Genomic DNA, 23,713 nt, shown 5'->3' with positions numbered 1-23,713 from the left:
AAGACGTTGAGAGCCGCGCCCCGCGGCAAGGCCCGGATGAAGACGCCCTCGTTGCCCCACATGCCGCAGAGGAGAGAACGATGCCCCGCCCCCAATCATCGGCAACCATTTCCGTTGGGACCTATCTGACTGCGACCCTGGTGCTGGTGACCACGCTCATTCTGTTCGGTTTCGGATATTACAACTACCATGCGCGCTCCGTCGATGCGTCAAAAGACCTGAACGAAAGTGCCCAACGCGTGGCCGACCGCCTGGCCAAGAGCACCGTCCAGGCCATCTGGGGCATGGACACCAAGCAGGCCCAAGAGACGCTGCTCTCGGAGATGCGCGAGAAGCAGATCCAGGCGCTGGTCATCCGCGAGGCCGACGGGGTGAAGATCTTCGCCGCCAAGGGGCGCGATGCGGCCTGGGCCCCCGTGGACCTCGCCGAGGCCACGGTCGACAGCAACGCGGTCTTCGCCAAGGTCCCCATTGATCGCCAGGGCCAGCTCATCGGCGTCATTGAGGTCAGCATCACCAAGGCTTTTGTGCAGGCCGAACTGCGGCGGATGCTTTGGATCTCGGTCATCAGCACCCTCATCGTGGATGTCTCGGTGGTGGCCATCCTCTACATGGTCATCGCCATGATCATCATCCGGCCCCTAACCGCCATGCAGGGCTATGCCCAGGCGGTGGGCACAGGCAATCTGTCCTGCCAGGCGATGACCGGCCGCTTCCTTGGTGAGCTTGGGGCGCTGAAGTTCCATTTGGAGGACATGGTTCTGAACCTGCGCCACGTGGTGAGCGAGGTGCGCGAAGCCACGGACAAGGTGGCGAGCGGCTCCGAGGAACTCTCGGCATCAAGCGAAACCCTGTCCCAGGGCGCAACAGAACAGGCCGCAGCCATCGAGGAGGTGTCCTCAAGCATGGAGCAGATGTCCGCAAACATCAAGCAGACCGCTGACAACGCCCAGCAGACACAGAGAATCGCCGTGCAGGCGGCGCGGGACGCACAGGAGGGCGGCAACGCCGTGGGCAAGGCCGTCAGCGCCATGAAGACCATCGCCGAGAAAATCGGCATCGTCGAGGAGATCGCCCGGCAGACCAACCTGTTGGCCCTGAACGCAGCCATCGAGGCCGCGCGCGCTGGCGAACACGGCAAGGGTTTCGCCGTGGTGGCAGCCGAGGTGCGCAAGCTGGCCGAGCGTAGCGGCCAGGCTGCGGGTGAGATTGGTCAGCTTTCCAACTCTACCGTGGACATCTCCCAGAAGGCTGGTGAGATGCTGGCACGGCTTGTGCCGGACATCCAGCGCACGGCGAACTTGGTGCAGGAGATCGCGGCGTCAACGGGTGAACAAAACATCGGCGCAGAGCAAATCAACAAGGCCATCCAGCAACTGGACAACGTGATCCAACAAAATGCTTCCTCCTCGGAAGAGATGGCCAGCACCAGCGAGGGACTGTCCAACCTAGCCGGGCAGTTGCAGCAAAGCATAAGCTTCTTCCAGGTGGATGAGGGCATGGCTCAGGTCACTCAATCAGGCAAGGCCAAGGCGCTGCCCGCTGGAACGACGTCCAGGACCTAGACTCCACGCGGCCCGCATCTGGATGGCTCAAGATTGTTGCACCATCCGGGTTTCATAACGGCTTTGAACCGGAGAACACAATGTCACAACACCGATCCATATCCTCCCGTTCAATCGGGGCATTTCTGACGGCTGCGTTAGTGCTGGTGACCACAGTCATTCTCTTCGGCTTTGGGTATTACAATTATCATGAGCGCTCCGTCACCGCCTCAAAGGAGCTGAGTGACAGCGCCCAGCGGGTGGCTGGCCGTCTGGCCAAGAGCACGGCCCAGGCCATCTGGGGCATGGACACCAAGCAGGCCCAGGAAGCCCTGCTCTCGGAAATGGGCGAAAAGCAAGTGCAATCACTGGTGATCCGCGAACAGGACGGGGTGAAGATCTTCGCCGCCAAGGGACGTGATGCGTCCTGGAACGCTGTGGACATCACTGAGACCCCGGCCGATGCCCAGGCGATTTCCGCAAAGGCCACCATCGAGCGCCAGGGGGCAGCCATTGGCTTCATCGAAGTCAACTTCACCCAGAAATTCGTGCAGGGTGAACTGAGGCAGATGCTCTGGGCCTCGGCCATCAGCACGCTCATTGTTGATGCCGCGGTTGTGGCCATCCTCTTTTTGGTCATCACCATGATCGTCATCCGGCCCCTTACGGCCATGCAGGGCTATGCCCAGGAGGTTGGTTCGGGCAATCTGGCCTGTCAGGCAATGGCCGGATATTTCCTCGGGGAACTCGGCGCCCTGAAGACCCACCTGGAAACCATGGTGTGCAACTTATCGGCCAACCTGGAGGCCGTGCGCCAGAAAAGCCTGGAAGCCGCCGAGAGCGCCCGTCAGGCCGACGAAGCCCGCCTGGTTGCGGAGCAGGCCTTGAAACAGGCCGAAAAGGCCAAGCAGGAGGGCATGCTCCAGGCCGCGCAACAGCTTGAGGGCGTGGTGGTGATTGTGAGCTCCGCCTCTGAGGAGCTTTCCGCCCAGATCGAGGAATCAAGCCGGGGTTCCGAGGAGCAATCCAGTCGCATCGGCGACACCGCCGCCGCCATAACAGAGATGAGCTCCACCGTGCTTGAGGTGGCCAAGAATGCGGCCCAGGCGGCAGAGACGGCGGACCTGGCCAGGCACAAGGCCATCGACGGAGCCAACATCGTTGACCAGGTGGTCCAGGGCATTGGCGAAGTGCAAAAGCAGGCAGTTGCTCTCAAGGAGGACATGAACGCTCTGGGACAGCAGGCCCAAAGCATCGGGCAGGTTATGAACGTCATCTCCGACATCGCCGACCAGACGAACCTGCTGGCCCTGAACGCGGCCATCGAGGCCGCTCGAGCGGGCGACGCCGGGCGCGGCTTCGCCGTGGTTGCCGACGAGGTGCGCAAGCTCGCCGAGAAGACCATGCTGGCCACCAAGGAAGTGGGCAACGCCATCCGTGGCATCCAGGACAGCGCGCACAAGAGCATCGCCAATGTCGACGAGACGGCGACGCTCATAACCAGTTCCACCGGCATGGCCGCGAAGTCCGGCGAGGCCCTCAAGGAGATAGTGTCCCTGGTGGACACCACGACCGACCAGGTGCGCCAGATCGCCACGGCGAGCGAAGAACAATCCGCCGCCAGCGAGGAGATTTCGCACTCCATCGAAGATGTCAACCGACTCTCCATTGAAACGGCAGACGCCATGCGCCAGTCGGCCGAGGCCGTGGGCAAGATGGCTGAACAGGCTCAGATCTTGCGCAGGCTCATCGAGCAAATGGAGGAGGAAGGCGGCATGGAGCGTAAGAGCCCATCTGCGGCCGTTGCGCCCAGGCCGTTGGCAGCGCCCAAGCCATTGGCCACAGTGAAGCAGCCGGCCGGCCAGGCGGAAGCGTCAAGAGCTAAAACCGGGTCGGCAAGGCGATGATTTCCCGGTCAAGACCATCGGGGACACCAGACAGCGCTGGCACCTGCATCGGCCTTTGCACAGCATGTCGGGGTGCAGTGGTCACGAGCCCAAAAACCATCCGGCACAACAAACAGGCTAAACCAAGGAGGCTTGAAATGAAAAAATGGTTGTCTACGCTGCTTCTTCTGTTCTCCTTAACTTTGGCTTCATCGGCCTGGGCGGGCAGCGTGAAGCTGGCCACCCTGGACTGGGAGCCGTACATCAGCCACGCCATGCCAGGCAACGGCTTCGTGGCTGAGGTGGTGCGAGAGGCCTTCAAACGTCAGGGCCAGGACGCAAAATTCGAGTTCATGCCCTGGGCGCGCGTTGTCGCCGTTGCGAAAAAAGGCGAGGTCGACGGGTACCTGCCCGAATACTACGCCAAGGAACTGGAAAAAGACTTCCTCCTTTCCGACCCCTTCCCTGCCGGGCCGCTGGGCTTCTTCAAACTCAAGAGCAAGGCCATCACCTGGAAGACCCTGGATGACCTCAAGCCCTACAGCATCGGCGTGGTGCGAGGCTATGTGAACACCGCCGAATTCGACGCGCGCAAGGACTTGAAGAAGGACGAGGTTGATGAGGACACCCTGAACCTGAGGAAGCTTGTGGCTGGCCGCATCGACCTCATGGTGGCCGACAAGTATGTTGGCCTGTACCTCGCCAAGAAGGATATCCCAGGCGACGCCAGCAAGATCGAGTTCATGAGTCCGGTGCTTGAAAACAAGGAACTCTTCGTCTGTTTTCCCAAGTCCAAGCCGGGCTCCAAGGCTCTGCGCGATGCCTTTAACCAGGGCCTGAGCTCCATGAAGGCCGACGGCACCCTGAAGGCCATCATGCAAAAGAACGGATTTTAGGCACACGTGCACAATGCACGGCCGTCGGCGGAGGAGAGGCCCGACGGCCGTGCATTGCTTTGCCACCTCAGAGCCTGCGTTCCGCTTCTTCTGCGCAGCTCCATTCAACTGAAAATCAACCACTATTCATGATGCATGAATCTGCCCTTGAGCGGGGGCGTATAGTAATTGGCTAAACGCTAGCCATGAGGCTCCGCATCCGGGCACCAAACCAAGGGCAGCGGCACCGAATTACTACGCCGCGGTAGTGGGCGCATGTCTTCCTTGCACACGGGAGGCTGCGCCACAAATCCGCACTGCAAATGTCGCCCTGAAGTCTATCGTTTGGAGTGCATTCGCAGAATGCACAGATTTCTTGGAAGCATGTGCCACATCGCTTAAGCATCATGCAAGAGGCCGTGAGTTCAATTCTGTCTGGCTTTTTGCCATAATTCTGGACCAATACTTGGGAGAAACTCACGGATGGGACTTGGGTATGACTCTCCAACGCGGTCCATTTGCATCCAGAGGGACCAGGGGCAACCCTGGGGGTATGAAAATTTTACAATTTATCACTTTTTGCAATAACATTCAATGTGTTACGCATCACATTCGGCTCCCGCCCTCTCCGCCATTTGATAATCCAGCCAGGTCCTAAGAAGTCAACCAGTCAATATAATATTCACTGCTAAACAGCCCGTAAGCTACAGCTACGTTCACGCCGTTCGGAAGCGCTGCCGGTCCAGAAGGTATGCTTGCCTGTGTACGCCCCTGGTGCGGCACACGCGTCGCGCAACGCGCCAGCAGCAGTGCACTCTACCTGCATGGAAGAGCCCACCACTCCGGCCCTGGCCGATTTGGGGAAGGCGAACGCCGCGGGCATGAAGCCCCTGTGCGCCTATCTCCCCAAGCCCGTGAGTTGGAAAGCGGACCAGTAGAACGGATGCGGGTACTTTTTCCTTGTCTCCAGTTGGGCCTGACGCAAGGCCCGGGCCTTGGGCATGCTTTTCAGGTTCTTGTAAAAGCTTGTCATGAGATACTTCGTCTCGTCGTCCGACACCGGCCACAGGCTGGCCACTATGGAATTGGCCCCGGCATACAGGAACCCCCGCGTAAGCCCCACCACGTCGTCGCCGGAGAGCACCTTCCCCATGCCCGTCTCGCAGGCCGAGAGCGTCACAAGGTCGGCATTGAGCCGCAGCCCATACAAGTCCCCTGCGGTGAGCTGGCCGTTGTCGGCTCCTTCAGGGCTCAAGAGCAGGCGCGACTTGAGCGGCTGATCGCTGACGAACTCGCCGTGGGCCGCCACATGGATGATCCGGAACAGCTGCCCGGCCTTGGCCAGCGCACCCCTTGTGGCGGCCTTGCGCATGAGCATGACGGAGTTGGGCCAGATGCCCTTGATGGCCCGCGCCTCAGCCTCGGCGCCAGGCAGGTCCATGGCCACGTCGCCCAGGTCGGGATTGCCGAGCAGCAGCATATCCTTGGCTGTGGCTGGCTTGCGGCTGGCCAGGAACTCCATGACGCTGGCCGAGGGCAGCTGTTGCAGCGTGACCTTGTCGAGCAGGTAATCCTTGCCGTCAAATAGGGCGTTGAAGGGCAGATAGTGCAGCGCGCCATGCGCGACGAGGATGAGTTTCGGCCTTGCCAGCGCGTCGGCCACGGGTTCCACAAGCCGGGCGTGGAGCTTCCGCGCCAGGGGCTTCCAGGCCTCGCCTTCCACGTTGCCCAGGGCCTCGCGGAAGGCCCGCACCTCGGCCTCCAGGCCCGCGCCATCGAGCATCTTGGCGGTGACGGACTCGCGGGTGGCGGTGAAGGCGTAAAGCTCGTCGCCCAGCCCGTAGTATTCGAGCAGGGTCTCGTCCGGCCCGAGATGGGCCTGGATGCTGGCGGTGTCGGGCGCCTCCACAGTGACCAGCGACGCCAGCTCCGGGGCCTTTTGCCGCAGCTCCCCCACTGCGCTGGCCATGGCGCTGCGCAGCCTTGCGCTCTCTGTCCCGCCCGCGTGGATGTAGGCGGAGCGCTGCTCCAGGCTGGCCAACTGCCCCAGCGCCTGGGTGACGTTCGGCTGGTCCTTGGGCAGGAGGTTCTGGCGCTCGGCCAGCAGGTCCACCAGGGCGCGTGACTTGGCTCGCTCCACGTATTCGAAGGCCTTGGCGGGCTGCCCACGCCGTATCAGCAGGGCTATGAGGCTCTGGTACAGAGCCTGCTTGTTGCCCACGAAGCCGATCTTGGAGGTCTCCGTCGAGATGGACCTGCGCTGCTGCTCCACCACCTCGACGCTTTGCATGTAAAAGCGCAGAGCCACCTCGCCCTTGCCTTCAACTTCGGCGATGCGCCCGCGATCAAACAAGAGCTGCCAGAGGATCTCGCCGTTGTCGCGGGTGCGTTCGTTGGTCAACAGGGCGTCATAGCCCTGCTTCGCCTCCTCCAGCCTCCCGGAGAGATACGCCGCCCTTGCCCGCATGTACTGCGTGGGCAGCTCAAGGATGACGAACCAGCCGGGGCTGCCCATGGCTGCCTGCGCCACCGACTTGGCGAATTCCGCGAAGGCGGAGGACCGCTGCATCACCTCGTAGGCCTTGTCGTACTGTTTGAGCGCCATGAAGATCCTGGCCTCGCCCTCGTTCCGCTCCGGCTGGATCATGCTGAACGGGTAGCCAAGATAGACGGACTCCATCTCCGCGATTGTCGCCTCCGCGCCCTGCCGGTCGCCGCTGAGCGCTTTCGCAAGCCCGGAATAGGCGAGCTGCTGCACCATGAACATGCGGCTCATGTCGGCCTTTCTCTTGCCCAGGTACCCCTCGCTGTACGACACGGCCCCGGCGTAGTCGCCCAGGTCGATCAAGGCCCTGGTGCGCAAGACCGCGACGTAGTCGAACAGGTCAATGTTGAAGTACGTCTTTTCGCCGGCGTTGTAGCGCTCCTCCATCCGGTCGAGACAGGCGTTGAGCCTGGTGAAGCGCTTCGTCCTTGAATACGCCTCGCACAGATACATGAGCTGGGTGTTGACCAGCGCATTCTGCTCGAATCGGGGTTCGAAGAGGGCGATGTTCTCGTCGAAGCGGGCCTTCAGGTTGTTCTCGTCCCCTTCCGGGGCGATGGCCTGGTAAATGCCCGCGGCACAGGCGCTGTTCAGAAGCGTCATGATGATGAGAGCAAACCGCAGCAGAGCCCTTCGCATGGAAGTCCTCCTTTGTTCGCTTTGCCCGGAAACGGGAGGGCTATTCCGGTGCCGCGCAGCCTCCCCTCGGCCAGCGGTTACCCGGCCGGAGGCTTGCGCCTTGATGCCTAGCGCAGTCTCTTGAACACCACCCGGCGGTTCAGGCTTCGGCCGACCTCGTCGTCGTTCCCGGCCACGGGTTCGGACATGCCGTAGCCTTTGACCTCAAACGCGCCGCAGTCCACCTTGTAGCCCCGGCACAGGGCGTCCTTCACAGCCTGGGCGCGCCGCCGCGAAAGCTCCAGGTTATACGCCTCCGAACCCTGCGCGTCCGTGTGTCCGCCGATCTCGAACGCAAGCCCGCGAAGCTCATTGGACGAGAAGGCCGCGCCGGCCTCGCGCAGCTGCTGGCGGGAGAACTCGTCCGCCAGTTCCGTGGAGTCGTAGCGAAAGTGGATCAGGATGGCGACTTCCTTTGGCCGGGCTGGCTGCTCAAGCTGGTCGCCGGTGCTCTTGACTCCGGCCGGGCCGCGCAGGCGCACCTTCCCAAGCCTTGTGGGCGTTGCCGCGGGCTCCTTGCCTCCCAGCTGGCGGATCAGCTCCTCCTTGGGGACCATCTGCTCCTGGGCCAGGGCCGAGGCCGCCCAAAGCAGCCCGGCCAGCAGGCCGAGCAGACAGGCCAGCGGCAGCGCTGCCAGACGTCTCCTGCGGTGTTGTGTTGCGCTTGGCATGTTCCAGCTCCGGCTACTTATGCTTGATGGCGATGGCGTGCACGAAGCTCTTCACGAATGAGAACTCCTGCACCTTCAGGGCCTGTTCTCCTGCTCCGCTGGATGAAACCATGCCCGTGGCGGCCTTGACGCCCGCCGGGCCGCGCAGGGTCAGTCCGGAGCGCATGATGCCATCCACGGTGCCGCTGTCGAAGTTTTCGAGCAGTTCCACCGGTTCATCGGAGGCGAGGAAGTAGAATTCCTCCTTGCCCACGGTCTGGTCCAGGTAGAACACCTCGGTCTGGTTCGGCAGGGTGATGCTTGTCTTGCCCAGCACCGGGTTGGCCTGCGTGTGATACGTGTCGCTAGGGAACAGGCGGAAGGCCTTGCCCGTTGCGTCCACCTGGAACAGGTACAGGAAGCAGTCCTTGCTGGGCCGGATGTGGAAGAAGTACGAGTCGCCGGAACGCATGCTGTCGCCGGTCTTGACCGGCGTGGGCGGCCTCTTGCCGTTTTCCTTGAACATGGAGAACTCCACCTGGATGGGGTTCGAGCGCGCCTGCGGGACCGGCTTCATGGCGGGGCTTGCGGTCTGCGGCAGGGGCGCAACGGCTTGGGGCGTCCCGGGAGCTGGCGCGGCACCCTCCGCGAAGACGAAATCGCCCTGGATCGAGGTCGTCTCCCAGGGGCGCTGCTTGTTGTTTGTATCCTCAATAACCCCGGTGCGGACACGCTTGAACATCTGCTCCACCTGGATGCCGGGGGTGCTCATGTTTTCGAGCAGGTGCTTGGTGTACACGCCGTTGTCTCCGGCCCCGTCCGAGGCCACGGACCCTGGCGAGGTGGCGAAGGCGATGAGCGACCCCTTGGGGGCCTGCATCGCGGCCAGGCCCCCCGGCCCGCCCCTGCCGGAGCGCAGCTTCCTGGCGAAGGGGTTGTTGCGGCAGGCGTCCAGAATGACGATGTTCAGGTCGTTGTTGGCCTGCTCCATGCGCTCGAGCACCAAAGACGCATCCACAGCTTGCTCGCGCAGGTCGCTCTCCCGCGTGAGGGAGGCCTGGATCGGGATGAGGTAGTTGCGCCCTTCTGACTGCACCCCGTGCCCGGCGTAGTAGAACAGGCCCACGCCGCCCTGGGCGAGCCGTCTCCCCAGCGTGTTTACCGCATCCAGCATGACCGCCTGGCTGGCGTTCTCCAGGTGTATGACCTCGAAGCCCAGGTTATTGAGCGCCACAGCCATTGCCCTGGCGTCGTTGACAGGATTTTTGAGCGGCGCGCTTTGGTAGGCGCTGTTGCCAATCACCAGGGCGGTGCGGCGCTCGGCTCGAGCAGGCTGGGCCGCCAGGAAGAGGAAGCAGGCAAGCAAGAGCAGACACTTCCGGAGCATGGCGAACCTCCTGCAACGTATCATGACACCTGACCCAACAATGAATGCCTTGCTGGACCACCAGCAATGCGCCATTTCCGCCTCGGCGGACCAACCCCGACTGGCCCTCCCGAACGCTCAACGCTCGCGGGGCATGCCGCCCAGGACAAAGGCGCCGTACTCCGCCGGCGTGGCGCCCCTGGAGCGCACGGCGTCGCGGGCGGCCAGCCAGGCCTTGCCATAGTCGCCGCCGCGGGCGCTCTTGTGGAATTGCTCCATGAAGATGCGCGTAGCCTCGTCGCTCACCGGCCACAGGCTGCTCAGGATGACGTTGGTGCCGCCCAGGTAGAAGCTGCGCGTCAGTCCAAGCAGGTCGTCGCCGGAGATGACCTGGCCCATGCCCGTCTCGCAGGCGGAAAGCACCACGAGCCGTGACGAGAGCGGGGCTCTGTAGAGCTTTTCCGCAGACAGGGGCACGGCCTTTGTGCCGTCGCTCAGGATCAGCGAAGACTGCAAGGGGTACAGCGGGTCGTACAGGGCGTGGGTGGCCAGGTGCAGCACGTCCACCCCAGCGCCCACGCGCCGGCGCAGGGCCTGCTCCGTGGCATCCGACCCGATGATGGCCTGCGTGCCGTACAGCTTCGCCAGCGCAACGGCCTCGTCGCGGGCGTCGGGCAACTGGGGCAGCACGCCGCCGAACTCCGGGTCGCCGACGACGCAGGCCTGGATGCGCCCCAGGGACTTGTGCGGAGAACGCACGATCCAGCCTCCGGTCGGCAGCACGCCAACGGCGAAGGAAACATCCAGCGCGCCCCACGGCACGAAGTGCAGGTCGCCGCTGGGCACCACCAGGACGTTGGCAGGCTTGCCCCAGGAGGCCAGCGCCAGATCCTGCCCCAGCTGCGCGAGCGAGGCATGCTGGGCCTTGGGCTGCGCGGTCCAGAGGGTGGCGACGAAATCCTTCAGGTGCTGGCCGAACTGGCGGGTCGTGACCGGCAGAATGCGCAGTTGCACATCCCGGGCGGTCACCTGCAGCAAGGACAGCGGTTCATCCCCCTGGGTCGGCAGGGCGTAGAGCATCAGGTCCCCGGCGTCGAGTGAGCGTTGAACCCTGGCCAGCCCAACGGTGGAGACGGCGTATGCCTCGGCCAGGTCCGGGTTCTTGGCGTGCAGTTCCTCGACGATCTTCTGCCGCCTGGCCAGGAGGTCCTCCTCCCGGCCGGACTCCACGGTCGCATTCTGCATGAAGCCGTACTTGCGCTGACGCTCGCCTAGGATCTCCTTGTCCAGGGCGTGGATGCGCTCGGTCAGCTCGACGTTGCTCCCCGCGCCCACGCTGCGGTTGGCCAGCATGGAGACAAAGGCCCTGGCCCGCCCACGCTCCAGGTCCTGGAACAGCGTCGGCCAGTCGCGCTTGCGCACGTCTATCTTCACCAGATTCCTGGTGATGATCTCCTTGCCCACGCCGAAGCGGACCTTGGCCATGTCGCTGACCATGGTGCCGGAGAGCTGGTCCACGATCGTCTGCGCGGCGCGCAGCGACTGCTCGGCCTCAGCCCAGCGGTCCAGCTTGAGCAGGGCCTCGCCGCGCACGGCCTCCAGCCGCCAAATGAAATCCAGCAGCCTGCTCTTCCTGGCGTGCGAGAGGGCAACCGTGGCCTGCCGCTCCGCGCGCTGGTAGTGCCCCGTGGCCAGCAGCACCTGGGCCTTGAAGCTCTCGATCAGCACCTTGCCGGCCACGTAGCCGATGGCGTCGAAAAATTTCTGCGCGTCGGCAAACATCTCCGCGGCGCGGGCGGAGTCCGGGTCCTGGGCGAGCAGCGCGGTGGCCAGGCTCGTCAGGCTCCAGCCCTGGCCGTAGAACACCTCCCAGTTGTTGGCCGTGATGTAGACGGCATACAGCGGCACCCAGTGCAGGAAGACGACGTTGTTCATCTCCTTGGCCGACTGCTCCAGCCAGGGCATGGCTTCCTTGTACATGCCCTTGGCCGTGTACAGCATGCCCAGCACGGTCATGGCGCGGACCTTGGCCGCGCCGAAGCGGACCACGTCCACCTGGTCGCGCGGGGGGGAAGGATAGATGGTCGGTATGGTCCAGTCGCCAATGGATGCCAGCACGTCCTTGGCGTCCGCGATGGCCCCCTCGAAGTCCCCGGCCCAGTAGCGCACCTCGGCGCGCACCGCGCGGGAATAGGCGTTGTTGCCCTCCGTCATCTTCTTTTCCCACAGCTCGGTGCGCTGCACCTCGGTCTCGGCCAGGTCCGGACGGCCCATCATCAGATGCAGGTACACCAGGTGCATGGATGCCTGCCACGCGGCCGGGCGCTTCACCTCCGGGTCCGCCAGGACGCGTTCGAAGGCCTTGACGGACTTCTCGCTTTCCCCGGCGAAAAACGCGGTGATGCCCTCGGCGAAGTCCTTGCTCAGGGTGAAGTTGAAATAGTGGCGGTCGCCCTCCTTGGGCGTGCGGAACAGCGGCGGAGCGACGGACGAGATGACGGAGGGCTTGAAGTCCGGCGCCGGGATTTCCTTAAGCACATCCTGCTCGTCCAGCTTGCTCTCCTTGCCGACGACACGCGTCCCGCGCATGGCGATGAACACCGAGCGTGAGCCCGTGCTGTTGGAGCCGCCCGTCAGGGTCTCATCGACAACGGAGAGCTCTTTGCGGTCGGGAATGGGTTTGGCGTCCGGGCCATAGGGGAATATCGGCAAGGGCTGCGGAATATAGGCGAAGATGCAGCCGGAAAGCAGAAACGCCAAGCTCAGGGTGGCGGCGACAAGCCGATAGCGAGCCGCAGTCATTGAGAGACAGAACATCGTTCACCTCCCGAAGTCCCGCTGATGCCACAAGCAAAACCTGTCGTGGGCCTAGACCCCAAGCAAACACATTTTCCCCCAACGCTGAGAATATGGCAAGATCAATTTGGGCCATGTACAGGCCGTGTGCCGCTCCTGCCCAAGCGGCATCCTGCCAACCCGCACAAAAGCGTTCCCATCGCCGGGCACGCCAGAGCGAGCTGCGCTGAATCTCGCTCCGCCCAGCACGGACGCCGAGCACTTGGCGGAGTCGCCCCTTGCCTTCAGCCACCCTTGAAAGACCTGCTCTTTGGGCAACTGACGCCGGTTCTCTCCCCCCCGCCCTCCGCGCCTTCATCCGACACTGCAAAAACAATCCGGATCGTTAAAGCTCCACCGTCTTACAAGCACCAAACGCCCAACTCCAGCCCAAAACTGACTATTCTCAGACCTTGACACAGGCCAAACCAAACATTAAACCCATTTTTAAACTTAGTTCTAAATCATGTTTCAGCCATTTGTTTTAATGAGGTGGCCGATGAAAAGCACGAAAGACGCAGGGACCAAAGCCAGGCTGCTGCAGGCCGCGCGCCAGGTTTTTGCCGAGCGGGGCCTGAAGAACGCCACTGTGCGCGACATTTGCGACCGCGCCGAGGCCAACGTGGCCGCCGTGTGCTACCATTACGGCAGCAAGGAAGAGCTCTATGTGGCCGTGCTCAAGGACTACATCGAGCGCGAAGAGCGCCGCCACCCTCGCGAGCAGGACCTGACGCCAGAGAGCACGCCTGTGGAGCGCCTGCGCGCCTACGTCAGAAGCCACCTGCTCCAGATCCTTGGCGATGGGGACCCCGTGGACGAGTTGCTCGGCCGCAGGCTGACCCAGGAAATCATTGAACCTTCCCAGTATTTTGGCGTGATTTTTGAAAGCCATTGCCGACGCGCGCACAACCTCCTGCTGGAGATCGTCCGCCTGTTCTTGCCCGGGGCCGACGAGACGACCATCGCTCGTTGCGCCTCAAGCATCATCGGCCAGTGCGTGCTCTTCGACTTCGCCAAGGAGGCCATCCCCATAGTTACCCCGGAGATGGCGCTAAAAGCTGAAAACATTGACACAATTACCGACTTCATCATGGATTTTTCACTCGGCGGCATTGAGAGGCTGCGCTCTAGACTGGCAGCTTCGGCCACGGCCTAGCATTACGGCACAACCAATTTTCCACATCTAACAGATCAGGACACACCATGCATTTTGGCAAGCTCATTTCCTCGCTTCTTGTTGTCGCCGCCCTCGCGGCAGTTCTTTCCGGCTGCGGCCAGTCCACCCAGGCCAGCACCCCGCCCCCGAGCGCCGAGCCCGAGGTCGCCGTGGTCACCATCGCCCCCGAGCAACTGACCCTCACGACTGTGCTGTCCGGGCGCACCTCCGCCTTTCTCATGGCCGAAGTCCGCCCCCAGGTGAGCGGCATCGTGCAGAAGCGCCTGTTCAAGGAGGGCTCCGAGGTCAAGGCCGGGGAGGTGCTCTACCAGATCGACCCGTCCACCTACCAGGCCGCCTACAACAGCGCCAAGGCCGCCCTTTCCAAGGCCGAGGCCAACGCAAGGCCCGCCCGGCTCAAGGGCGAGCGCTTCAGCGCCCTGGCCCAGTCCAACGCCGTAAGCGTTCAGGACAACGACGACGCCCTGGCCGCCCACCGCCAGGCCGAGGCCGAGGTCGGCGCCGCGCGCGCGGCCCTGGAAGCCGCCCGCATCAGCCTCTCCTACACCCGCGTCAGCGCGCCCATCGCCGGACGCATCGGCAAGTCCGCCGTCACTCCCGGCGCGCTGGTCACGGCCAGCCAGGGAACGCCGCTGGCCACCATCCAGCAGACCAACCCCATCTACGTGGACGTGACCCAGTCCAGCAGCGAGGTCATGCGCCTGAAGCGCGACCTGGCCTCCGGCAGGCTCAAGAAATCCGCGGATGGCGGGGCCAAGGTCAAGCTGCTGATGGAGGACGGCACCCCCTACCCCGTGGAGGGCACGCTGCAGTTCTCCGACATCACGGTGGACCAGAGCACCGGCGTCATCACCCTTCGCGCCGTGTTCCCGAACCCGGCGCACGACCTGCTGCCCGGCCTGTACGTGCGCGCCGTGCTGGAGGAGGGCGTGGAGGAGCAGGCCATCCTGGCGCCGCAGACCGCCGTCAGCCGCAACAGCAAGGGCGAGCCCCTGGTCATGGTGGTCAAGCAGGACGGCGTGGTCGAGCCCCGCGTCATCGAGGTGGGCCGCGCCGTGGGCGACAAGTGGCTGGTGACTTCCGGCCTGGCCGCGGGCGAGCGCATCATCGTGGAAGGTTTGCAGAAGGCCCGGCCCGGCGCCAAGGTCAAGGCCGTGGAAGCCGCTGGCCCTGCTCAGGCAAATGCCGCTCAGGCCAATGCCGAGCAGGCCAAGCCGGCGCAGGTCGCCCCCGCACCCCAGGCCGCCGAGGCCGCCAAGCTCCAGACCGCCCAGAACGAGGAGCCCAAACCCGCCGCCAAGCCTGACGTTCAGGCCGGGCAGCCCGCCCCCCGTCCGTCCGAGAACCAGACCGCACAGCAGCCCGGACCCAAGTCCGCCCAGCAGTAGCACCGGGAGCCTCCGCACATGGCCAAGTTCTTCATCGACCGCCCGGTCTTCGCCTGGGTCATCGCCATCATCATCATGCTGGCGGGCGCGCTGTCCATCATGCGCCTGCCCATCTCGCAATATCCGCGCATCGCGCCCACAGCCGTCAGCATCACCGCCATGTATCCCGGCGCCTCGCCCAAGACCCTGGAGGACACCGTCACCCAGGTCATCGAGCAGAAGATGAACGGCATCGACAACCTGCGCTACATGTCGTCCACCAGCGACACCACGGGCCAGGTGAACATCACCCTGACCTTCGACTCCTCCACCGACCCGGACATCGCCCAGGTGCAGGTGCAGAACAAGCTGGCCCTGGCCACCCCGCTGCTGCCGCAAGAGGTGCAGCGCCAGGGCATCACCGTGGCCAAGAGCGCCCGCAACTTCCTCATGGTGCTGGGCTTCGTCTCCGACGACGACAAGATGACCGGCGGCGACCTGGCCGACTTCGTGGCCGCCTACGTGCTCGACCCCATCAGCCGCGTCAACGGCGTGGGCGAGGCCACCCTCTTCGGCTCGCAGTACGCCATGCGCGTCTGGCTCGACCCGGACAAGCTGAACAGCTACAAGCTGACCCCGGCCGACGTGAAGAGCGCCATCACCGCCCAGAACGCCCAGATCTCCGCGGGCCAGATCGGCGGCAACCCCGCCGTCCCCGGCCAGCAGATGAACTTCACCATCCTCTCGCAGACGCGCCTGGAAACCGCCGAGCAGTTCAGCAAGGTCCTGCTGCGCGTGAACCAGGACGGCTCCGCCGTGCGCCTGGGCGACGTGGCCCGCTGCGAACTGGGGCGCGAGAACTACAGCACCGTCACCCACTTCAACGGCAAGCCCGCCGCTGGCCTGGCCGTTAAGCTGGCCACCGGCGCCAACGCCCTGGACACGGTGAAGGCCCTGAAAACGTCCATGGACCAGCTCTCCAAGACCTTCCCCCAGGGCGTGCGCGTGGTGTTCCCGTATGACACGACGCCCTTCGTTCGCGCCTCGGTGGAAGAGGTCGTCAAGACCCTGGCCGAGGCCATCCTGCTGGTGTTCCTGGTCATGTACCTGTTCCTGCAGAACTTCCGCGCCACCGTCATCCCAACCATCGCGGTGCCCGTGGTCCTGCTGGGCACCTTCGGGGTCATGGCGGCCTTCGGCTTCTCCATCAACACGCTGACCATGTTCGGCGTGGTGCTGGCAATCGGGCTCCTCGTGGACGACGCCATCGTGGTGGTCGAAAACGTGGAGCGAATAATGACCGAGGAAGGCCTGCCACCGCGTGAGGCCACCAGGAAATCCATGGGGCAGATCACCGGCGCGCTGGTGGGCATCGCCCTGGTGCTCTCGGCGGTGTTCATCCCCATGGCCTTCATCAGCGGCTCCACGGGCGTCATCTACCGCCAGTTCTCGCTGACCATCGTCTCGGCCATGGCGCTTTCGGTGCTGGTGGCCATCGTGCTCACCCCGGCCCTGTGCGCCAGCTTCCTCAAGCCGGTGAAAAAGGGCGGCCACGAGGCGCACCAGCACGGCTTCTTCGGCTGGTTCAACCGCCTCTTCGACAAGACCTCGCGGGGCTACGTGACCGGCGTGGGCGGCCTCCTGGGCCGCACCAAGCGGACCATGGTCGTCTACGCGGTCATCGTGGCCGGCCTGGTCCTCCTGTTCCTGCGCCTGCCCTCCTCCTTCCTGCCGGAGGAGGACCAGGGCGTCATCTTCTCGCTCATCCAGCTGCCCACGGGCGCCACCCAGGAGCGCACCCTGGAGGTGCTGAAGAAGGTGGAGCACCACTTCATGGAGACGGAGAAGGCCACGGTCAGCTCCATCTTCACGGTGGCGGGCTTCAGCTTCGCGGGCAGCGGCCAGAACACCGGCCTGGCCTTCATCCAGCTCAAGGACTGGGACGAGCGCAAGGGCGAGGCCAGCCGCGCCGCAGCCATCGCCCGGCGGGCCATGGGGGCCTTCTCGCAGATCAAGAACGCCATGGTCTTCGCCTTCACCCCGCCCGCGGTGATGGAACTCGGCAACGCCTCGGGCTTTGACCTGTACCTGCAGGACCGCGCCGGGCTGGGCCACACGGCCCTCATGAACGCGCGCAACCAGCTGCTGGGCATGGCCGCCAAGGACCCGAACCTCATGGCCGTGCGCCCCAACGGCCAGGAGGACACCCCGCAGTACCAGATCGACATCGACCAGGCCAAGGCCGGGGCCTTCGCCCTGAACCTGGGCGACATCAACGACACCCTGTCCACGGTGCTGGGCGGGGCCTACGTCAACGACTTCATCGACCGTGGCCGCGTGAAGAAGGTCTTCGTGCAGGGCGACGCGCCCTTCCGCATGCTGCCCGAGGACATCAACCGCTGGTACGTGCGCAACACCCAGGGCGGCATGGTGCCTTTCGGCGCCTTCGCCACTGGCCGCTGGACCTACGGCTCGCCGCGCCTGGAGCGCTACAACGGCTTCCCCGCCGTGGAGGTGCAGGGCATGCCCGCGCCGGGCAAGAGCTCCGGCCACGCCATGGAGGCCATCGAGGCCATCGCCGCCAAGCTCCCGGCTGGCATCGGCCTGGAGTGGACTGGCCTGTCCTACCAGGAGCGCATGAGCGGCTCCCAGGCCCCGGCCCTGTACGCCATCTCCATCCTGGTGGTGTTCTTGTGCCTGGCCGCGCTGTACGAGAGCTGGAGCGTGCCCACGGCGGTCATCCTGGTGGTGCCGCTGGGCATCATCGGCTCGGTGCTGGCCACCATGAGCCGGGGACTGACCAACGACGTGTACTTCCAGGTGGGCCTGCTCACCACCATCGGGCTGGCGGCCAAGAACGCCATCCTCATCGTGGAGTTCGCCAAGGACTTGGTTGAAAAGGGCTACGGCGTGCTTGAGGCCACCCTGGAGGCCTCTCGCCTGCGCCTGCGCCCCATCCTCATGACCTCCCTGGCCTTCATCCTGGGCGTGCTGCCGCTCGCGCTCAGCACCGGCGCTGGCTCCGGCAGCCAGAAGGCCATCGGCACCGGCGTCATCGGCGGCATGCTCTCGGCCACGGTGCTCGGCATCTACTTCGTGCCGGTGTTCTTCGTGCTGGTGTACAGCCTGGCCCGGCGCGGCAAAGCGCCCACGCTGGAGCCGACGCCGAAGCACGACGCCACGGACGTCTGAACCAGCGAGCAACGCGCACCCGAAGCGGGCGGCCTGACCACCAGGCCGCCCGCTTTTCGCTTCATCCCCGCCGCTCCCAGCCGGATTTCTCCGGTTTCGCGCCGCAACCTTTTGCGGTACGTTGCGCAAGCGCCGCAGCGCCAAGCCTTATCCCGCACGCAAGGAAGCACCGTGACCGAAAATCATTGCCCGCGCATCGCCAAGGAAATGTCTTTGTCCCAAGCCCAGGTGGCTGCCGTGGCCCGCCTGGTGAGCGAGGGCGCCACCGTCCCCTTCATGGCCCGCTACCGCAAGGAGGCCACGGGCTCGCTGGACGAGGTGGCCATCGCCGCCATCCGCGACCGCCTGGAGGATCTGGCCGAGCTGGACAAGCGCCGCGAGGCCATCGTCGCCTCCCTGGAGGAGCGCGGGCTGCTCACCCCGGAGCTGAAGAAGGCCGTGGACGAGGCCCAGGACAAGGCCCGGCTGGAGGACGTGTACCTGCCCTACCGGCCCAAGCGCCGCACCCGCGCGGCCATGGCCCGCGAGAAGGGCCTGGAGCCCCTGGCCAAGGCGCTTTTCATCCAACAGGGCGGCCAGCAGGGGCGCGACGCCCTGGCCCTGGCGCGGCCCTTTGTGGACGAGGCCAAGGGCGTGCCCGACGCGGAGGCGGCGCTCTCCGGCGCGCGCGACATCCTGGCCGAGCAGGTGGCCGAGGAGCCGCGCCTGCGCGCCAGCGTGCGCGACCTGTTCGCCCGGCGCGGCCGCTTCCAGGCCAAGGTGGTCAAGGGCAAGGAGCAGGCGGGGGCCACCTACCGCGACTGGTTCGCCTGGGACGAGGCGCTCAGGACCATCCCCGGCCACCGCGCCCTGGCCATGTTCCGGGGCGAGGCCGAGGGTTTCCTGACCCTCTCGCTGCGCCCGCCGGAGGAGGATGTTCTGGAGCTGGCCCGGCGCGCGTTTCTGCGCGGACGCGGGCCCGTCGCGGTCAACTCGGATACGCAGCAGGTGGACCTGGCCTTGGCCGACGGCGTGAAGCGCCTGCTCTGCCCGTCTCTGGAAAACGAGCTCCGCGCCGAGGTCAAGGCCCGGGCCGACGCCGAGGCCATCCGGGTCTTCGCCGCCAACCTGCGCGGGCTGCTGCTGGCTCCGCCTCTGGGGCAAAAGCGCGTGCTGGCGCTTGATCCCGGCTTCCGCACCGGGGCCAAGCTGGCCGTGCTGGACGCCCAGGGCGCGCTCAAGCACCACGCCACCATCTACCCCACCACCTCGGCCAGCCAGCGCGAGGCCGCTGCCGCCACCCTGAAGGACCTGTGCGCGCGCCACCAGGTGGAGGCCATCGGCATCGGCAACGGCACCGCCGGGCGCGAGACCGAGGCCTTCGTGCGCGGGCTGGACCTGGGCATTCCGGTGGCGCTGGTCAACGAGGCCGGGGCCTCCATCTACTCGGCCTCGGACATCGCCCGGCGGGAATTCCCCGACCTGGACCTCACCGTGCGCGGGGCCGTGAGCATCGGCCGCAGGCTCATGGACCCCCTGGCCGAGCTGGTCAAGCTCGACCCCAAGTCCATCGGCGTGGGCCAGTACCAGCACGACGTGGACCAGGCGGGCCTGCGCAAGGCGCTCAACGACGTGGTCATGAGCTGCGTCAACGCCGTGGGCGTGGACGTGAACACCGCCAGCCAGGAGCTGCTGGCCCACGTCTCCGGGCTGGGGCCGGTGCTGGCCAAAAATATCGTGGAGCACCGCACGGAAAACGGCCCCTTCCAAACGCGCGACGCCCTGCGCAAGGTCAAGCGCCTGGGACCCAAGGCCTATGAGCAGGCCGCGGGTTTTCTGCGCGTGCGCGGACCGGAGCCCCTGGACTTATGCGCCGTGCACCCGGAGCGCTACGCCCTGGTCAAGCGCATGGCCCGCGACGCCAAGTGCACCGTGGCCCAGCTCCTGGCCGACGCCGGGGCCAGGGCTCAGGTGCGCCTGGCGGACTATGTGGACGGGGACACCGGCCTGCCCACCCTGACGGACATCATGGCCGAGTTGGACAAGCCGGGGCGCGACCCGCGCGAGGGCTTCAGCGCCTTCGCCTTTGCCGAGGGCGTGGGCCGCATCGAGGACTTGGAGCCCGGCATGGAGCTGCCCGGCCTGGTCACCAACGTGACCAAGTTCGGGGCCTTTGTGGACGTGGGGGTGCACCGCGACGGCATGGTCCACGTGAGCCAGCTGGCGGACCGCTTCGTGGCCGATCCGGCGCAGGTGGTGCGCGTGGGGCAGGAGGTGCTGGTCAGGGTGACGGAGGTGGACCTGCAGCGCGGGCGCATCGGCCTCAGCATGAGGGGAACCGGGCGGAAAGTCGGCGGCTAGGTCAACGGAAGCTGGCCCCTAGCCGAAGGTGGCCAAGGCAATGAGCGCTTCGGCGATCTCTGCCGGGTCGCCGGTGAAATGGAGCCCCACCTCGTCGCCGCGCACCCAGGCCACCACGCCGGGGAACTTGCCGCAGGACTTGATCTCCATGACGAGCTCCTGGTCCTTGCAGTAGATGCCGAGCACGCGCAGCTTGGCCCCGCCCACGGACACGTTGACCACCTCGCAGGTCTGCCACTCGTTGCCGCTCCAGAGCCGCCCGGCCACAAGCACCGTGTGGCGGGCATGGCTTCTGTGGTCCGCGCCGGAAGGCGTGGGCTGGCTCGGGCCAGGGGGTTTTCCGGTTGTGTTCACGGGCGCTCCATTGCCTGCCGCAGGCTACTTCGAGGTCATGGTCCACACCCCGCGCCAATCCTTGGGCGGGTCCGCGGCCAGGGTTTCGCACCGGCCCAGATAGGTGCTGGAGAGCTTGTCCGAGGGGTTCAGGCGCAGGGCCTCGGCAAAGGCCTTGGTGGCCTTGGCGAAGTCCCCGGCGCGGTAGGCCTTGCGGCCCTCCTGGAAATGCCCCGTGGCCTCCATGAGGTTCGGGAAGGTCTGGTCGGTGTGGTAGTCCAGCACCTCGTAGATGCGCACGGGCTCCGTCTTGCCCTTCACCACCACGTCGTCCACGTCCCGCATCCGGTAGATGCCCTTCAGCCTGGCCTGGGTGAACTCGCTGATCAGGATGCGCGCGCTGTACTGCTTGCAGGCGCTCTCCAGGCGCGAGGCCAGGTTCACCCCGTCGCCGATGATGGTGTAGTCCATGCGCTTGGGCGAGCCGATGTTGCCCGAGACCACCTGGGCCGAGTTGAGCCCGATGCCGATGTCGATGGGCTTGTTGCCCAGGGCCGCGCGCTGGGCGTTGAACACGGACAGGGAGCGGATCATGGCGATGGCGCAACGCAGGGCCCGGTCCTCGTCGTCCTCGTGGGGCAGCGGAATGCCGAACACGGCCATGATGGCGTCGCCGATGAACTTGTCGAGCATGCCGCCCTCGGCCTGCAGGCAATCCACCATGAGCGTGAAATAGTCGTTCAGGAAGCTGACCGTGCCCTGGGCGCCCAGGCTCTCGGTCAGGGTGGTGAAGCTCCTGATGTCGGAGAACAGCACGGTGACGTCCACCACCTTGCCGCCCAGAATGTCCTCGCCCCCGGCCATGAGCTGGTCGGCCAGCTTGGGGTCCATGTAGCGGCTCATGGTGGACTTCATGCGCTTCTCGCTTGAGATGTCCTCGATCATGAGCATGGTGCCGAGCTTCTTCTGCTCGCCGCTCAAGAGCGGCAGCACCGAGACGTTCACGGACACGTTGCGCTCGGCCAGCACGAGCTCGGCGTCCACGGTGGTTTCCGGCAGCAGGGACGCGTCCACCGCCGCCACCTTGTCCACCAGCCAGGCGTTGGCGCCGGTGAAGAACTCGGCAAAGGGCGTGCCGAGCAGGCCAGCGGCCTCGGCGGAGAGGATGCGCAGCCCGGCGGCGTTGCAGGTCTTGATGCGGCCGTCCTCGTCGAGGGTGATGACCCCGTTGCTCATGCTGTGCAGCATGCTCTCGTTGTAGTTCTTCATGTTCTGCACGTCGCTGAAGAGCTTGGCGTTCTCCAGCGCGATGGAGATCTGCGCGGTGAAGGCCTTGAGCCGGGACTCGTCCTCGCTGGTGAAGGGGCCGCCGTGCCGGTTCAGCACCTGCGTCACGCCGATGACCTTGCCTTCCTTGGTGACCACCGGGGTGCACAGGATGGAGCGCGTGAAGAAGCCCGTCTTCTTGTCGAAGGCCGGATTGAAGCGCAGGTCGGCGTAAGCGTGGGGGATGTTGACGGACTGGCCGCTGGTGAACACGGCCCCCGCGATGCCCAGGTGGTTGGGGAAGCGTATCTGGGTGGCGGCGATGCCCTCGCCCACCATGGACCAGAGCTCATTGGTCTTCTCGTCGTTCAGGAACAGCGTGGAGCGCTCGGCGGCGAGCATCTTGGTGGCCTCGCCCATGACCTTGCGCAGGAGCGTGCCGAGTTCGATCTCGGAGGTCACGTCGGCCACGACGTTCAGGAACTCCAGCTCCTTGGCGCGGGAGGCCTGCATCTTCTCCACGAACTGCGCGCCGGACAAGGCGATGGCCGCCTGCATGGCGATGGCTTCCAGCAGCTTCAGGTCCTCGCGGGTGAAGGCCCCTTCCTTCTTGTTCAGCACCTGGGCCACGCCGATGATCTCGCCCTTCACCGTGCGGATGGGCGCGCAGATGATGTTGCGGGTCACGAACCCGGTCTGCAGGTCCACCTCGCGGTTGAAATGCTTGCTCTTGTAGGCGTCGGCAACCACCATGCCCTTGCCGGTGGTGAACACCCGCCCGGCCACGCCGGTGGTGTTCAGGATGCGGATGCGGCGGCGCTGGTTGCCCAGGGCCACGATGGAATACAGCTCCCCGCTCTCGGGGTCGTTCAGGAACAGGGAGCCGCGCTCGGCCCCCAGCTCCCAGCTGGTCATCTCCACCAGGGCCTGGAGCATCTCGTCCAGGGTGTCCAGGGCGGCCATACGGTGCGACACGCCGAGCAGCATCTCCGAGCGCTCCTGCGCGAGATGCTTGACCGCGGCCGGGGTCCTGGCGGGTCCCTTGGCGGGCTTTTTTGTCCGGACGGAGGATTTTGCGGGCGGGGTCATGGGGTCCGGCCTTTGGCCTCAAGGGCCTCGCGCAACACCGTCACGGTCTGGCGCAGCTGCGCCAACTCGTCCTCAAGCCCCCGGCGCTCCAGCCGGAAGCGGTCGCGTTCATCCAGCAGGGCCTGATCCAGACGGTCTCGCAGCGCCTGGACGGCGTTCTGAAGTTCGCGGTTCTCGGCCTTGCCCCGGGCCACGGCCTCCTGAACCTGGCGGTCGCGCTCGATGCGCAGGTTCTCCAGAGCGTCGCGCAGGGCCACCACGGCGGACTTCATGTTCTCGATCTCGTCCCGGCTGGCCGCCGCCTGCCGCTGCACCGCCGAATTCTTCTCAAGCACCATGGCCTCAAGGGTGTCCCGCATGGCCGCGACGGTTTCCTTGAGGTGGCGGTTCTCGGCGTGCAGGGCGCTGAGTTCGTCGGTCTTGCTGGGCGAATGGGTCATGATTTCGCTGTCCTGGTCAGGTTTCAGTCGAAACAATCGCTAGTCTTGATAAAGTAGAGGATATTTGCGGAATTTTGTCAATGGGGCGGGGTGCCAGGAACAATTCCCACCCGCTCATCTCACGTCCAGA

General features: G+C 65.2%; 13 protein-coding genes and 1 pseudogene. 7 read left to right on the top strand and 7 right to left on the bottom strand.

All coding sequences use genetic code 11. From position 1 onward, the window contains the following. Positions 1–581: 581 nt before the first annotated feature. From RDU24_RS13460 to RDU24_RS13450, 3 genes and pseudogenes are all read left to right on the top strand, one after another. Positions 582–1,565: pseudogene (locus RDU24_RS13460) on the top strand (methyl-accepting chemotaxis protein); the annotation flags it as partial. A gap of 140 nt (positions 1,566–1,705) precedes the next feature. Further along, positions 1,706–3,451: a methyl-accepting chemotaxis protein gene (locus RDU24_RS13455; RefSeq protein ID WP_308736290.1), complete on the top strand. Its 1,746-nt coding sequence runs from the start codon at positions 1,706–1,708 to the stop codon at positions 3,449–3,451. A 137-nt stretch (positions 3,452–3,588) separates the two neighbouring features. After that, positions 3,589–4,326, top strand: a complete 738-nt coding sequence (locus RDU24_RS13450) for a substrate-binding periplasmic protein (protein WP_308736289.1) — start codon at positions 3,589–3,591, stop codon at positions 4,324–4,326. 877 nt (positions 4,327–5,203) lie between these two features. Here the strand turns inward: RDU24_RS13450 and RDU24_RS13445 are convergent. The 4 genes from RDU24_RS13445 to RDU24_RS13430 form a co-directional block, all read right to left on the bottom strand. Beyond that, positions 5,204–7,489, bottom strand: coding sequence for a CHAT domain-containing protein (locus tag RDU24_RS13445; protein WP_308736288.1), 2,286 nt, complete (start codon positions 7,487–7,489; stop codon positions 5,204–5,206). A gap of 107 nt (positions 7,490–7,596) precedes the next feature. After that, positions 7,597–8,199 (bottom strand): OmpA family protein, encoded by a 603-nt coding sequence (locus RDU24_RS13440; RefSeq protein ID WP_308736287.1) that lies wholly within the window; start codon positions 8,197–8,199, stop codon positions 7,597–7,599. A 13-nt stretch (positions 8,200–8,212) separates the two neighbouring features. After that, entirely contained in the window at positions 8,213–9,565 is a 1,353-nt protein-coding gene (locus RDU24_RS13435) for a caspase family protein (protein WP_308736286.1), read from the bottom strand. 117 nt (positions 9,566–9,682) lie between these two features. After that, the gene (locus RDU24_RS13430) at positions 9,683–12,361 is read right to left on the bottom strand and encodes a CHAT domain-containing protein (protein ID WP_308736285.1); all 2,679 of its coding nucleotides are present in this window, start codon (positions 12,359–12,361) and stop codon (positions 9,683–9,685) included. A 517-nt stretch (positions 12,362–12,878) separates the two neighbouring features. Here RDU24_RS13430 and RDU24_RS13425 point away from each other — a divergent pair. The 4 genes from RDU24_RS13425 (at position 12,879) to RDU24_RS13410 (ending at position 20,455) form a co-directional block, all read left to right on the top strand. Further along, a complete protein-coding gene (locus RDU24_RS13425; RefSeq protein ID WP_308736284.1) occupies positions 12,879–13,535 on the top strand; it encodes a TetR/AcrR family transcriptional regulator in 657 nt (218 codons plus the stop codon). A 47-nt stretch (positions 13,536–13,582) separates the two neighbouring features. Next, positions 13,583–14,944: an efflux RND transporter periplasmic adaptor subunit gene (locus tag RDU24_RS13420; protein WP_308736283.1), complete on the top strand. Its 1,362-nt coding sequence runs from the start codon at positions 13,583–13,585 to the stop codon at positions 14,942–14,944. An 18-nt stretch (positions 14,945–14,962) separates the two neighbouring features. Beyond that, the gene (locus RDU24_RS13415; protein ID WP_308736282.1) at positions 14,963–18,115 is read left to right on the top strand and encodes an efflux RND transporter permease subunit; all 3,153 of its coding nucleotides are present in this window, start codon (positions 14,963–14,965) and stop codon (positions 18,113–18,115) included. A 171-nt stretch (positions 18,116–18,286) separates the two neighbouring features. Next, positions 18,287–20,455: a Tex family protein gene (locus tag RDU24_RS13410; protein ID WP_308736281.1), complete on the top strand. Its 2,169-nt coding sequence runs from the start codon at positions 18,287–18,289 to the stop codon at positions 20,453–20,455. Between the two features lie 18 nt (positions 20,456–20,473). Here the strand turns inward: RDU24_RS13410 and RDU24_RS13405 are convergent, their stop codons facing one another. The 3 genes from RDU24_RS13405 to RDU24_RS13395 are packed head-to-tail and all read right to left on the bottom strand — an operon-like array spanning position 20,474 to position 23,583. Beyond that, positions 20,474–20,809: a PilZ domain-containing protein gene (locus RDU24_RS13405; RefSeq protein ID WP_308736280.1), complete on the bottom strand. Its 336-nt coding sequence runs from the start codon at positions 20,807–20,809 to the stop codon at positions 20,474–20,476. 24 nt (positions 20,810–20,833) lie between these two features. Then, the gene (locus tag RDU24_RS13400) at positions 20,834–23,143 is read right to left on the bottom strand and encodes a GAF domain-containing protein (RefSeq protein WP_308736279.1); all 2,310 of its coding nucleotides are present in this window, start codon (positions 23,141–23,143) and stop codon (positions 20,834–20,836) included. Then, entirely contained in the window at positions 23,140–23,583 is a 444-nt protein-coding gene (locus RDU24_RS13395) for a hypothetical protein (RefSeq protein WP_308736278.1), read from the bottom strand. The genes RDU24_RS13400 and RDU24_RS13395 overlap by 4 nt, the downstream gene beginning before the upstream one ends. Positions 23,584–23,713: the final 130 nt, after the last annotated feature.

The sequence above is a fragment of the Humidesulfovibrio sp. genome, from assembly GCF_031082295.1.
In the GTDB taxonomy this organism is placed as follows: domain Bacteria; phylum Desulfobacterota; class Desulfovibrionia; order Desulfovibrionales; family Desulfovibrionaceae; genus Humidesulfovibrio.
The sequence above is the reverse complement of the archived record's forward strand: the minus strand, read 5'-3'. Positions and strand labels throughout refer to the sequence as shown.